General features: G+C 62.4%; 10 protein-coding genes and 1 pseudogene. 10 read left to right on the top strand and 1 reads right to left on the bottom strand.

What is annotated here, in order from left to right:
- Positions 1–182 precede the first annotated feature (182 nt).
- The 5 genes and pseudogenes from folD (at position 183) to A9K58_RS09235 (ending at position 6862) form a co-directional block, all read left to right on the top strand.
- Positions 183–1061, top strand: coding sequence for a bifunctional methylenetetrahydrofolate dehydrogenase/methenyltetrahydrofolate cyclohydrolase FolD (gene folD / locus A9K58_RS09255; protein WP_065199106.1), 879 nt, complete (start codon positions 183–185; stop codon positions 1059–1061).
- Between the two features lie 629 nt (positions 1062–1690).
- Positions 1691–3148 (top strand): IMP dehydrogenase, encoded by a 1458-nt coding sequence (guaB, locus tag A9K58_RS09250; protein WP_032958143.1) that lies wholly within the window; start codon positions 1691–1693, stop codon positions 3146–3148.
- Positions 3149–3255: 107 nt separating this feature from the next.
- Positions 3256–3735 carry a hypothetical protein gene (locus A9K58_RS09245; protein WP_065199245.1) on the top strand — a complete coding sequence of 160 codons (480 nt, stop codon included), beginning with the start codon at positions 3256–3258 and terminating at the stop codon, positions 3733–3735.
- A complete protein-coding gene (gene guaA, locus A9K58_RS09240) occupies positions 3732–5297 on the top strand; it encodes a glutamine-hydrolyzing GMP synthase (RefSeq protein WP_019661318.1) in 1566 nt (521 codons plus the stop codon). The genes A9K58_RS09245 and guaA overlap by 4 nt, the downstream gene beginning before the upstream one ends.
- A gap of 310 nt (positions 5298–5607) precedes the next feature.
- Positions 5608–6862 (top strand): annotated as a pseudogene (locus tag A9K58_RS09235) (tyrosine-type recombinase/integrase).
- Between the two features lie 25 nt (positions 6863–6887).
- Here the strand turns inward: A9K58_RS09235 and A9K58_RS09230 are convergent.
- Positions 6888–7253 carry a helix-turn-helix transcriptional regulator gene (locus A9K58_RS09230; protein WP_065199105.1) on the bottom strand — a complete coding sequence of 122 codons (366 nt, stop codon included), beginning with the start codon at positions 7251–7253 and terminating at the stop codon, positions 6888–6890.
- Positions 7254–7672: 419 nt separating this feature from the next.
- Between A9K58_RS09230 and A9K58_RS09225 the strand changes: the two genes are divergently transcribed.
- The 5 genes from A9K58_RS09225 to A9K58_RS09205 all read left to right on the top strand — a co-directional run bounded on the left by A9K58_RS09225 (position 7673) and on the right by A9K58_RS09205 (position 13219).
- Positions 7673–8086 (top strand): type II toxin-antitoxin system RelE/ParE family toxin, encoded by a 414-nt coding sequence (locus tag A9K58_RS09225; RefSeq protein WP_231109278.1) that lies wholly within the window; start codon positions 7673–7675, stop codon positions 8084–8086.
- Positions 8086–8406, top strand: coding sequence for a helix-turn-helix domain-containing protein (locus A9K58_RS09220; RefSeq protein WP_065199104.1), 321 nt, complete (start codon positions 8086–8088; stop codon positions 8404–8406). The genes A9K58_RS09225 and A9K58_RS09220 overlap by 1 nt, the downstream gene beginning before the upstream one ends.
- A 140-nt stretch (positions 8407–8546) precedes the next feature.
- The gene (locus A9K58_RS09215; protein ID WP_196769183.1) at positions 8547–9281 is read left to right on the top strand and encodes an RNA polymerase sigma factor; all 735 of its coding nucleotides are present in this window, start codon (positions 8547–8549) and stop codon (positions 9279–9281) included.
- A complete protein-coding gene (locus A9K58_RS09210) occupies positions 9281–9844 on the top strand; it encodes a hypothetical protein (RefSeq protein ID WP_065199102.1) in 564 nt (187 codons plus the stop codon). Before A9K58_RS09215 ends, A9K58_RS09210 begins: the two co-directional genes overlap by 1 nt.
- Complete coding sequence (locus A9K58_RS09205; protein WP_065199101.1) at positions 9845–13219, top strand: UvrD-helicase domain-containing protein; 3375 nt, start codon at positions 9845–9847, stop codon at positions 13217–13219.
- Positions 13220–13272 lie beyond the last annotated feature (53 nt).

Raw genomic sequence — 13272 nt, 5'->3', positions numbered from 1 at the left:
TCGGCTGTAGAGCCGAGCCCATGCTCGGCTTGCGCTTCGGTCAGGTTGCGATAAAGCCGCGCTACGCGCGTGAGCCGAGCGTAGGCTCGGCTCTACAAGGGCAGGTGGATCGGTGCCGTGGCGGTGGGCGAGGGGGCCTGAATCAGGGACAATAGCGTCCCCGCCGCCCCACGCCTGCCCCGATGACTGATTCCGCCGCCCCGCATCCTGCCCGCATCCTTGATGGCCGCCGCATCGCCGAGGACCTGCTCGACAGCCTGAAGGTGCGCGTCGACGCCCGCGTGGCCGTCGGCGGCAGCCGCCCGGGCCTGGCCGTGGTGCTGGTGGGGGGCGACCCGGCCTCGACCGTGTACGTGCGCAACAAGCGCCGTGCCGCCGAGAAGGTCGGCATCGAGGCCCATGACTACGACCTGCCGGCCGGCACCACCGAAGCCGAACTGCTCGAGCTGATCGACCAGCTCAATGCCGACCCGAAGATCCACGGCATCCTGATCCAGCTGCCGCTGCCGGGCATCCCCGACGCGCGCCGGCTGATCCAGCGCATCGACCCGCGCAAGGACGTGGACGGCTTCCACCCGGAAAACGTCGGCCACCTGGCCCTGCGCGAGTTCGGCCTGCGCCCGTGCACCCCGCGCGGCATCACCACGCTGCTGGGCCATACCGACCAGCCGGTGCGCGGCCGCAACGCCACCATCGTGGGCGTGAGCAACCACGTTGGCCGCCCGATGGGCCTGGAGCTGCTGATCGCCGGCTGCACCGTGACCAGCTGCCACAAGTTCACCCCCAAGGACGTGCTGGAGCAGGCCGTGCGCAACGCCGACATCCTGGTGGTGGCGGTGGGCCGTCCGGGCATCGTGCCGGGCGAGTGGGTGAAGCCGGGCGCGGTGGTGATCGACGTCGGTATCAACCGCTTGGACGACGGCCGGCTGGTGGGTGACGTCGGGTTTGAGGCTGCGGCCCAGCGGGCCAGCTGGATCACCCCGGTGCCGGGGGGCGTGGGCCCGATGACCGTGGCCACGTTGATGCAGAACACCCTGGAAGCGGCGGAAGCGCTGAGCTGACCTGCGATTGGGGAGATCTGCTGTTGGTGGGTGCCGACCGTTGGTCGGCGCAATGCTGGGGCACAGGTGTCTGAAGGGTAGTGCGGACCAACGGTCCGCACCCACCAAAGGCAGGCTGATGACTCGCTCCTGGTGGGTGCCAACCAAGGTTGGCACCTACCAAAGGTGCTCCAGGGCTGGCCCGGATGATCCTCTTAAGGTGGGTGCCGACCGTTGGTCGGCGCAATGCTGGGGCACAGGTGTCTGAAGGGTAGTGCGGACCAACGGTCCGCACCCACCAAAGGCAGGCTGATGACTCGCTCCTGGTAGGTGCCAACCAAGGTTGGCACCTACCAAAGGTGCTCCAGGGCTGGCCCGGATGATCCTCTTAAGGTGGGTGCCGACCGTTGGTCGGCACAATGCTGGGACACAGGTGTCTGAAGGGTAGTGCGGACCAACGGTCCGCACCCACCAAAGGCAGGCCGATGACTCGCTCCTGGTAGGTGCCAACCAAGGTTGGCACCCACCAAAGCGGTAGGCGGCCCCCTGAACCAATCGCCGCCGGCGCGACACTGCGTCGCATCTACCCCCTGCCACGCGGCGCGAAAACAGGGTAAAATGTCGCGCTTCCCCACATCTCGGGTATGCCGATGCTGCGCATCCAGGCTGAAGCACTCACTTACGACGACGTCTCGCTCGTCCCCGCCCACTCGACCATCCTGCCCAAGGACGTCAACCTCGAAACGCGGTTGACCCGAGACCTGAAGCTGAAGCTTCCGATCCTGTCCGCCGCGATGGATACCGTCACCGAAGCCCGCCTGGCCATCGCCATGGCCCAGCTCGGCGGCATGGGCATCATCCACAAGAATCTGAGCCTGGAACAGCAGGCCGCGGAAGTGGCCAAGGTCAAGAAGTTCGAGGCCGGCGTCATCCGCGACCCGATCACCGTCGGCCCGGAAACCACCATCCGCGACGTGCTGGCCCTGACCCAGGCGCACAACATCTCCGGCGTGCCGGTGGTGGGCAGCGACGGCCAGCTGGCCGGCATCGTGACCCACCGCGACATGCGCTTCGAAACCGAGCTGGACGATCCGGTCCGCCACATCATGACCAAGAAGGATCGCCTGATCACGGTCAAGGAAGGCGCCGCGTCTGACGAAGTGCTGCAGCTGCTGCACCGCAACCGCATCGAGAAGGTGCTGGTGGTCAATGATTCGTTCGAACTGCGTGGCCTGATCACCGTCAAGGACATCCAGAAGAACACCGACTTCCCCAACGCTGCCAAGGATCTGTCGACCCGCCTGCTGGTCGGCGCTGCCGTCGGCGTGGGTGGCGATACCGATCGCCGCGTGGAAGCGCTGGTCGCCGCCGGCGTGGACGTGATCGTGGTCGATACCGCGCACGGCCACTCGCAGGGCGTGCTGGACCGCGTCAGCTGGGTCAAGAAGAACTTCCCGAACGTGCAGGTCATCGGTGGCAACATCTGCACCGGCGAAGCCGCACTGGCGCTGCTGGACAGCGGCGCGGACGCCGTGAAGGTCGGCATCGGCCCGGGCTCGATCTGCACCACCCGCGTCGTCGCCGGCGTCGGCGTGCCGCAGGTCACCGCCATTGATCTGGTGGCCGAAGCGCTGCAGGACCGCATCCCGCTGATCGCCGACGGTGGCATCCGCTACTCGGGCGACATCGGCAAGGCGCTGGCCGCCGGTGCCTCGACCATCATGGTCGGCGGCCTGCTGGCCGGTACCGAGGAATCGCCGGGCGAGACCGAGCTGTACCAGGGCCGTTCCTACAAGAGCTACCGCGGCATGGGCTCGCTGGCTGCCATGGAGAAGGGGTCGAAGGACCGCTACTTCCAGGACGCCGCCACCGCCGACAAGCTGGTGCCGGAAGGCATCGAAGGCCGCGTGCCGTACCGCGGCCCGGTGGGCGGCATCATCCACCAGCTGATGGGCGGCCTGCGCGCCACCATGGGCTACGTGGGTTGCGCCACCATCGACGAGATGCGCAGCAAGCCCAAGTTCGTGAAGATCAGCGGCGCCGGCCAGCGTGAGAGCCACGTCCACGACGTGACGATCACCAAAGAGCCGCCGAACTACCGCGCCTGATGCGCTTGCGAACTGCTCTTGCGATTACGGGCAGCCTGCTGATGGCAGGCTGTTCGTTGTCCGAACCGCCGCCGCGCTCCGGGTCTCCGGGCGCGGCGGTTTCGCAATTGCAGGACGTACAGGCCTGCCAGAACGCGTTCTCGCTGCCGAAGGGCTGGCAGGTGCAGCCCGCAGGCGAACAGCGCTGGCTGCTGAAAGGTACCGGCGAGCGCCCGCTGCAGGTCATCCTGCGGTGCGTTACCGATCTGGGTGACAGGCTTGAAGATCCTGTGGTCACCGCCGAGCTGGGGCCGCTGGAGCCGAAACGGATGAGCGTGCAGTCCGCGTTCTGGGGCAACGCCGTGGATTCTGGTTACCCGATGCACGCCTTTCAACGGCGCATCGTGCCCGGCACCGAAGTGCAGGAAATCGCCGAACTGCCGCGCGCCGACCGGGCCAACCCCAACTCACCGCACAGCCTGCTGATGCTGCACTGGGACGAGGAAGACCCCTCACATATTCAACAACGCGAGGCGTTCATCGCCACGCTGACGCAGAGCCTTGAAGCGCCGGGCGCTGCGAAAAACACCACTGGAACGGCACCATGACCAACATCCATAACGACAAGATCCTCATCCTCGATTTCGGCGCGCAGTACACGCAGCTGATCGCCCGCCGCATCCGCGAGCTGGGCGTCTACTGCGAAATCTGGGCTTGGGACCACAACCCGGCCGAGATCGCCGCGTTTGGCGCCAAGGGCATCATCCTGTCCGGTGGCCCGGAATCGACCACGCTGCCGGGCGCGCCGGCCGCGCCGCAGGAAGTGTTCGACAGCGGCCTGCCGATCTTCGGCATCTGCTATGGCATGCAGACCCTGGCTGCCCAGCTGGGCGGTGCCACCGAAGCGGCGGACCAGCGCGAATTCGGCCACGCCGAAGTGAACGTCATCAACCCCGATGCGCTGTTCAAGGGCCTGAGCGACCACGGCGGCGAGCCGAAGCTGAATGTCTGGATGAGCCACGGCGACCACGTCTCCGTTGCGCCGCCGGGCTTCACCATCACCGCCACCACCGACCGCATTCCGGTGGCCGCCATGGCCAACGAAGAAAAGCGCTGGTACGGCGTGCAGTTCCACCCGGAAGTGACCCACACCCTGCAGGGCCAGGCGCTGCTGCGCCGCTTCGTGGTGGATGTGTGTGGCTGCCAGACCCTGTGGACCGCCGCCAACATCATCGACGACCAGATCGCCCGCGTGCGCGAACAGGTGGGCGATGACGAAGTGATCCTGGGCCTGTCCGGCGGCGTCGATTCGTCCGTGGTGGCCGCACTGCTGCACAAGGCCATCGGCGAGAAGCTGACCTGCGTGTTCGTGGATACCGGCCTGCTGCGCTGGCAGGAAGGCGACCAGGTGATGGCGATGTTCGCCGAGCACATGGGCGTGAAGGTGGTGCGCGTGAACGCCGCCGACCGTTACTTCGCCGCGCTGGAAGGCGTGAGCGACCCGGAGGCCAAGCGCAAGATCATCGGCAACCTGTTCGTTGAGATCTTCGACGAAGAGTCGAGCAAGCTGAAGAACGCCAAGTGGCTGGCGCAGGGCACCATCTACCCGGACGTGATCGAGTCGGCGGGCAGCAAGACCGGCAAGGCGCATGTGATCAAGAGTCACCACAACGTGGGCGGCCTGCCGGAGCACATGAAGCTGGGCCTGGTGGAGCCGCTGCGCGAGCTGTTCAAGGACGAAGTGCGCCGCCTGGGCGTCGAGCTCGGCCTGCCGCGCACCATGGTCTACCGCCATCCGTTCCCGGGCCCGGGCCTGGGCGTGCGTATCCTGGGCGAAGTGAAGCGCGAATACGCCGAACTGCTGGCCAAGGCTGATGCCATCTTCATTGACGAGCTGCGCAAGGCGGACCTGTACGACAAGACCAGCCAGGCATTTGCCGTGTTCCTGCCGGTGAAGTCGGTGGGCGTGGTGGGTGATGCGCGGGCTTATGAGTGGGTGATTGCGCTGCGGGCTGTCGAGACCATCGACTTCATGACCGCGCACTGGGCGCATCTGCCGTATGAGTTCCTGGGGACGGTGAGCAACCGGATCATCAATGAGTTGCGGGGGGTTTCAAGGGTTGTTTATGACATCTCGGGGAAGCCGCCGGCTACTATTGAGTGGGAGTGAATTTACGTCCTTCGAGGACTATCGCCAGCTATCGAAAAACTGACGTAACGTATTGATTTAGAAAGAAATACGTCGCGGCAGCTATCGGTGGCTATCGCCGGCCAGCAGAAAAAGTTGGCGGTAGAGCTGACGGTAAAAATCGAGGCCGGATTAAGACGCTCTCGTTCACTATTCAGACTTTTACCGTCTTTGACGGTAAAAGTCTTCTCGGGAATGCTTGTTTTATGCGGCTTTCCGGGCATCAGCAGGTCTCCAGGTCCTTGACGGTAAAGCCTGACGGTAAAGCCGTCACAAGCCGGAGGAAACCTCGATGCTTACTGACGCCGCACTACGAAATCTGAAGCCTAAGTCCAAGATTTATAAGGCTTTTGACCGGGACGGGATGTACGTGACGGTATCGCCCAGCGGTACTGTCACCTTCCGCTACGACTACCGCCTCAACGGACGCCGTGAGACGCTGACCCTCGGGCGCTACGGCCCTGGGGGCATCTCACTGGCGATGGCGCGCGAACTGCTCCTGGACGCGCGCAAAGCCGTGCTCAAGGGCACCTCGCCTGCGCTCGAAAAGCAGCGCGAGAAACGCCGGGTGGTCGCCATCAAGACCTTCGGCACGGCGATGGACACCTGGCTGGCCAATGCACGGTTGGCCGACAGTACCCGCGCCATGCGCAAGCACATCATCGACCGGGACATCCTGCCGGTCTTCCAGAACCGCCTGCTTACCGAAATCCAGGCCGAAGACCTGCGGGCCTTGTGCCACAAGGTCAAGGAGCGTGGGGCGCCGGCCACGGCTGTCCAGATTCGGGACATCGTGAAGCAGGTTTACGTCTATGCCATCGCCCACGGCGAGAAGGTGGACAACCCAGCCGACAGCGTGGGGGCGGCCTCGATCGCTACCTTCGTGCCGAAGGACCGCGCCTTGTCGCCGCTGGAGATCCGGCTGTTCGTGCAGCAGATGGAATCGGTGGCGCTATCCGACCATCAAGCTGGCGTTGCGCTTGATCCTGCTGACGCTGGTGCGCAAGAGCGAACTGATACAGGCTACTTGGGATGAGGGCGATTTCGAGAGCAAGACCTGGACGATCCCGAAGCAGCGGATGAAGGGGCGCAACCCGCACGTGGTTTATCTGTCACGCCAGGCGCTCGACATCTTCGTGACGCTGCACGCTTGCGCGGCCGGCTCAAAGTTCGTTTTTCCTTCTCGTTACGATGCCGAGCGGTTCATGTCCAATGCGACCTTGAATCGGGTCACGCAGCTCGTGGCGGAGGCTGCAAAGACCAAAGGGCTGCCGCTACAACCGTTCACTGTCCATGACCTGCGCCGTACCGGCTCGACGTTGCTGAACGAGATCGGCTTCAACCGCGACTGGATCGAGAAGTGCCTAGCGCACGAGGACGGGCGTTCCTCGCGCTCGGTCTACAACAAGGCTGAGTACGCCGAGCAGCGGCGTCACATGCTGCAAGAGTGGGCCAACCTGGTCGATGCCTGGGGCGGCGGGCAGACCTACGTGCCAACGTTGTTGCCGAAGAACGTCGTCGTGCCGGCGTTGAGCGCGGTGGCCTGATCGGATGAAAGGCCGCTGCGCGGCTTCATTCCTCACTCGAACCCGCCCGAACAGGGCGGGTTTTTCGTAAGTGGACATTCGGTTTCGAGACGCTGCCGCGACGAGCTTGCTTGCGTTGCTCGATCCACGCTTCCACTTCGGCCAAGTCCCACACGACGCAGCGCGGCGTCAGGTTGAAGCGGTGAGGGAACTCGCCGCGCCGCTCCATTTCGTAGATCGTCGTTTCAGCTAGGGGGACGATCAGCCGCAATTCCTGGCGGCGGATGGTGCGCCGAAAGGGAAGGGCACTGCGCTGCTGCTTCGGGAAGTGCGGCAACTCTTCGTAGGCTTTCGTGCCCGGCAGCGGAAGCGCACCGGATGTTTGTGATGGCTGTTCCACTTCGGCCTCCATGAGTACGCTGCATGGAGACATGGTGAAGTTCAGTACCTATCGGGACAACTTGCTGCGGCGTAGTGCGGCGAACTTGGTGCAATCTTGATCTCAATTGCTATGCCGAAAATCCGAAATGGTGTCTCAGATTTTCGATTCGTATCGAGTCGCGGCTACGGTCAAGGAGTTGACCCGATTCGGGCTGCCGCTAAGAAGGTCGCCAGCCAGCGGCGGGACACCATCGACAGCCAGTAAGGATTCCCGCTGTCGTATGGACGGTGACAAGACCCGCACCAGTCAAGGCAACTCCCGCCCGTACCGGCATCGCAAGAGTCCGTCGCGTGCCGTGCCGCCTGGCACGAAGCGGGCCGAGACAAAGCAAGCTTCCGAAGCCATGGACGCCGCCATCCCCTGAGCCGTGGCGCCCGAATTGTCGTGTCATGTTGCCCGATTCGGGTGTGCTTGTGATCTATATCCGGACGGGTATAATTATTACACGGAAACGCAAGCTCTCGAACTGGGAGGGGGCGTCGAAGAAAGACTTCAAGGAATTCCCGATCGACGCGCGGAAGAACATGGGCGTGGCGCTGTTCATTGTCCAGTTGGGTGGCACGCCGGACTCGGACAAACCTTGGAAGGGGCTGGGCTCCGGTGTGTACGAATTGCTGGAAGACCACCGGGGCGATACCTTTGGCGCGGTCTATACCGTGCGGGCTGCCGACGCAGTGCATGTGCTCCATGCATTTCAGAAGAAGTCCAAGTGCGGTATCGCCACGCCGCAGACGGATGTTGAATTGATCGAGAAGCGGCTGAAAGCAGTGCTCGCCCGCTATGGGGCGAGTGGGAGAACGTGATGGCTCGCAAAGACAATCCTCAAGGTACCGACAACGTGCTGCACGACCTCGGTTTCGATGATGCAGAGGAACTGTCAGCGAAGGCGGCGCTTGCGCTCAAGCTCAACGAACTGATTGATCAGCGCGGCTTGAGTCAGATGGAAGCCGCAACGATTACCGGCATGACTCAACCCAAGGTGTCGCAAGTACGACGCTACAAGCTCCAGAACATTTCGCTGGAGCGACTGATGCAAGCGTTGGTTTCATTCGACCAATGTATAGAGATTGTTGTGCATCCTGCGAGGCGGACAGACGCAGCGGGTATATCTGTAGCTGCGTGAACAGCGCTCTGGGTTGAACTTACATGAGAATAAGCGACGAGGCAGCACCTGCGGTATGCAGCGTTTCGTAACTTGAATGAGCGATAGGGGGAGGCATGGCGCGGCCATTACGGAAGGTAACGCGAGAAGGAGTTCTCTATGTGCGCCGCACTATTGTTGAGGCGGAGATCGGGGAGTTGGAAAAGCTTGAGCCGAACGAACTCGTGGCGCGCTGCCAACAGTGGCCAGAGTCCGCTCCCGGGGCTGTGAGTCCTGAGGCCCTCCTTTACTTTGTGCGAACGACCGATGCGGCGAGTCCGCATCACGAACCGTTGCTTCGTGCTTTGATGCGCAGCGTACTACACCGGCTGCCGAAACCTGACAATGTTGATGGCACAACGACCGATCTCGCTGAACTAAGCATCCGCGACCGTGTGATGGACACGTTTGTGGATCGCCTCCTAGGCGATCAATCCGAATACGATGACAAGCTTGATTACTTCGAGATCAATTTCAATGGCGCGATGGCGAAGGATCGCTTGGACGCCGGTGCTCAGATCCGGGTCGAACAGAACCGTTCGGCAGAGTTGCTGAACGAAGATGACGAAATCACTGCTGAGGTCGAGCAGGCGGTGGAGCACTATGACCCGTTTGATCCCGATGAACTCGACAAAAAAGATTACCGGCGGCTGCTGAACGGCGCGATTGATACGTTGCCGCTTCTGCAGAAACAAATTATTGAGATGTTGCGCCGAGATATTCCCATCATGTCGAATGACCCGAGCGTTCCCACGATCAGTAAGGTGTTGGGCAAGGCGGAAAAAACTATCCGCAACCAGCGCGACCGTGCTTTCGCGACGTTGCGGCGACGCCTTGAGCGAAAGGAGGGGCTGTGATGAACCAATCGCAAGCAATGACCCGCGACGAAGTGCTCTACGCCTTTGCCGTAGAAGATGCAGGGAATAACGACGCATTGATGCGTTACCTTGCCATGTATCCGCAATACGCACACGAACTGATCGATCTATCCCGGGAGCTTTCCCGTCCTGTATCTCATGAGCCGCTGTCCGCCGCGGATGCGCAGCGTGTGGATGCCGCGGTAGCCCGCTTCCGTGCCGGTGCTGGACGCCGTGAACCTGCGAGTTTCACGGCGCAAGCCTTCAATGTGGCGGCTGAACGCCTGCACCTCCCCAGACTGGTGTTGATCTCGTTTCGGGAGCGCCGGGTCGATCTCGCCTCAGTGCCTGCGCGTTTCCTTGAGCGCTTGGCTGGAGCGCTGGAGAGCACTTTAGATCAACTGCGTACTTTCCTATCACAGCCCCCCCTGGTTTCTGCCGCGCGGCAGAGTAAGTCGCGCATCAAACCAGCCGCAGCGACCAAAGTGTCGTTTGAAAAAATCTTGCGTGACGCCGGCGTGGAGGCCGAGCGCGTGCAAGCGTTGATCGATCGGGGCGAATAAGTGGACGCGGTCGAGCTTGCGCGACAGCGAGCCACCGAACTGCATTTGGAAGCCGTTCGCCAGGGGCGCAATCCCGGGACGCCGTACGCCTTCGCGGTTGCCGAAGCACAATCTCGGGGACTAACGGTCGAAAAATGCGCGCCGGGCACCGATGCGCTGGATGGTGGTCGGGCGTTCTTCGATCGCGAAGCTCGGCTCATCATCCACGAGGACAGCGGGTCGCCTTTTGAGCAGGCGTTCCTCGTAGCGCATGAAATCGGTCACGTCGAGCTGGGTGACGACGAAGAGAACGAGGGTTCCTACGCGATCGACCTAGCCCGCACTAGCGAGGCGGCGCCCGTGGGGCTGGATCGGGTGGTTGACTACAGTCATCGCCAGCGCCGTGAGGTCCAAATGGACCTCTTTGCGCGCGAGTTCTTGCTGCCGCGCCCGGTAGTCAGGGAACTGCATTTGGGACAGGGAATGACGTGTAGCGCCATTGCCACCCGGCTTGGCGCACCGTTTGATGTGGTGGCGCAGCAGATGCTTGACGCATTACTGCTGCCTAGCCTGACCCTCACGCCTCCCCGTCAAACGCCGGATATCCCGATGAACGACGCGCAGCGACAAGCTGCGATGCATCGAGGAGCAGCCTACCTGCTCCAGGCCGGCCCCGGTACTGGCAAGACACGTACGCTCGTCGCGCGGGTGGAGAGCCTGCTAGACGAAGGCGTGGACCCCCGCCGTATCCTGTTGTTGACGTTCTCCAATCGCGCGGCTGCCGAGATGGTCGAGAGGCTCGCGCGTACACGACCCGCTGCTGCGGCCGCGTTGTGGGTTGGTACCTTCCATCGGTTTGGTCTGGACGTGCTTCGGCGCTTTCATGACCAAGTTGAGTTGCCGCCCGATCCGCGACTCATGGATCGCACCGAGGCGGTCGAGTTGCTGGAGTCCGCATTTCCTCGGCTGGGCCTCACGCACTATCGCGATGTCTACGACCCCTCGCAAGTTATCGCTGACATGCTGAGCGCGATATCGCGCGCAAAAGACGAAGTGGTCGACGCCGCGCGGTACCGCGACCTCGCACGCTGCATGCATGACACAGCGACAAGTCCAGAGGAGATCCAGGCGGCCGAGCGTGCACTGGAGGTGGCGACGGTCTACGAGACGTACGAAGAACTGAAACGTCAGGCAGGTTGCGTGGATTTCGGGGATTTGGTTCTGCGGCCCGTGCAGTTGCTGGAGTCGAATGAAGCGCTGCGTTTGCAATTGCAGCAGACCTACGATCATGTGCTGGTTGATGAATATCAAGACGTCAATCGCTCCAGTGTTCGCTTGCTAAACGCACTCAAGCCCGATGGTACGCATCTTTGGGTTGTTGGAGACGGGAAGCAGTCTATCTATCGTTTCCGAGGTGCTTCGTCGTTCAACATTTCCCGTTTCGGTCACGAAGACTTTCCTGGTGGTGTCGTCGGTTACCTGACGCACAACTATCGTTCTGTTCGGGAGATCACTGATACCTTCTCCACGTTTGCTGCAGGTATGCGCGCTGGTGGTACGCACAGTCGGCTCGAGGCTGATCGCGCGTCATGCGGTATCTCGCCGGAATTGCGTCTTGTCGCGACAGGCGAACTCACCAGTGCAGCGTTGGCCGAGAACATCGATCAGCTGCGTCAGGCCGGCTATCAATACCGGGACCAGGCAGTGCTCTGTCGAGGCAACGACAAACTCTCAGAATTGGGGCAGGAACTGGAGCGGTTGGGGATTCCGGTACTATTTCTGGGGAGTCTTTTCGAGCGTCAGGAGGTCAAGGACCTTGTGGCCTTCCTGTCGCTACTGACCGACCGCCGCGCTATGGGGCTAGTGCGCATTGCGTGCTGGCCGGAGTTCGCGATGTCGCTTGAGGATGTGGTGCAGGTGTTTGAGCACTTGCGCACGACTGAGGCGGCGCCGGGCGACTGGACATCAGTTTTCACTCATCTCTCGCCGGCAGGGCAAACCGCGCTCGGTGCGCTCGCAACGGCTGTGGCCGGATTCGACGCCTTGTCTCATCCCTGGACCGTTCTGGCCACGGTTTTACTCGATCGAACGCGTTCGGCGGCGCGCATCGCCGCGTCAAGCAGTGTGGCCGAGCAAGCCCAAGGTATTGCCGTCTGGCAGTTTATGAATTTCGTCCGTGCGCAGCCGGCTGGCCAAGGTTTGCCGATCGCGCGGCTGATGGAGCGCATTCGCCGGCTGCTTAGATTGCGTGATGATCGGGATCTGCGGCAACTCCCGGCCGCAGCGCAGGGGATCGATGCCGTCCGGCTCATGACCATTCATGGCGCCAAAGGGTTGGAATTCCCGGCGGTGCATCTGGCCGGCGCGAACCAGGACAGCATGCCGGGTGCGTATCGACCGCCCAAATGCCCGCCGCCAGAAGGGATGATTGCTGGCGCGGCGACCTCATCGGAGGGGGCGGAGCGTGACGCGCAGGCGCAGGAGCAGGAATGCCTTTTCTATGTGGCGATGTCTCGCGCGCGTGACCGGCTCTTCCTGTATGCGGCGCATGCCAAAGGAAACGGACATCGGCGACCCCTGTCCGAGTTTGTCGATCGGCTCGGCGCGCTGCAGCAGATATCGGTTACCCCCGTGCTTCGCCTGACGCCCGCGCCGGACACCGTGCCATTGCCTATTGTGTTTTCCGGGCCAGTGAGCTTTAGCGCTCAAGCTGCCGCGCTCTACGAATCCTGCCCCCGACGCTTCCTCTATACCCATTTGTTGCAGGTCGGGGGACGGCGACAGGCCACTGCCTTCATGAAGATGCATGAGGCGGTGCGTTCGGTCTGCCAGGCCGTCATCGAGACCGGCCAGACGCCCGACTGGGAGAGCCGCCTGGAAGAGGCTTTGGTGGAGCATGAGTTGCATGAACATGGCTACGCTACAGAATATCGTGCCATGGCGATGGCCATGATCCAGTTCTTCTTAGCGTCGCGCGAGGGCGCCATTGTCGAACCTATGCAAGCCTTGAGTGTGGCCTTCGGCGACCAGCAAATTGTCGTTCGCCCGGACGAGATCCTGCTCAAGGACGGAATTCGGACGCTGCGAACCGTCCGCACCGGCCATGCCCCGCGCAAGGAATCGAAAGACGTGGGCTCGGCAGCCGTGCTTTTGGCTACCCAGCGGGCATTCCCGGGCGCCACGGTCGAAGTGATCTACCTGGCTGATGGCGAGATCAGGCCGCTCAGCCTTACACCGAAGCAGTTGACCAATAGCCACGGCAAGCTCGCGGACATCCTGACCAGCATTCGAGCTGGCCAGTTTGCGGCCGAACGTTCCGAATACACCTGTCCCGGATGTCCCGCCTTCTTCGTGTGTGGCCCGACGCCGACTGGAACGCTCCACAAGACGTTCTGAAAATAATTTACCGGCGGCCTTCCGTCAGTCCGATTAAGCAACTGTAGCCAGGT

It is taken from the genome of Stenotrophomonas maltophilia, from assembly GCF_001676385.1.
Classification (GTDB): Bacteria; Pseudomonadota; Gammaproteobacteria; order Xanthomonadales; family Xanthomonadaceae; genus Stenotrophomonas; species Stenotrophomonas maltophilia_J.
The sequence above is the reverse complement of the archived record's forward strand: the minus strand, read 5'-3'. Positions and strand labels throughout refer to the sequence as shown.

Bases quoted from the DNA above. Each gene is read 5' to 3' on its own strand.
- folD (WP_065199106.1), top strand. From the start codon at position 183: ATGACTGATTCCGCCGCCCCGCATCCTGCCCGCATCCTTGATGGCCGC.
- guaB (WP_032958143.1), top strand. From the start codon at position 1,691: ATGCTGCGCATCCAGGCTGAAGCACTCACTTACGACGACGTCTCGCTC.
- guaA (WP_019661318.1), top strand. From the start codon at position 3,732: ATGACCAACATCCATAACGACAAGATCCTCATCCTCGATTTCGGCGCG.
- A9K58_RS09230 (WP_065199105.1), bottom strand. From the start codon at position 7,253: ATGGAGGCCGAAGTGGAACAGCCATCACAAACATCCGGTGCGCTTCCG.
- A9K58_RS09225 (WP_231109278.1), top strand. From the start codon at position 7,673: ATGTTGCCCGATTCGGGTGTGCTTGTGATCTATATCCGGACGGGTATA.
- A9K58_RS09220 (WP_065199104.1), top strand. From the start codon at position 8,086: ATGGCTCGCAAAGACAATCCTCAAGGTACCGACAACGTGCTGCACGAC.
- A9K58_RS09210 (WP_065199102.1), top strand. From the start codon at position 9,281: ATGAACCAATCGCAAGCAATGACCCGCGACGAAGTGCTCTACGCCTTT.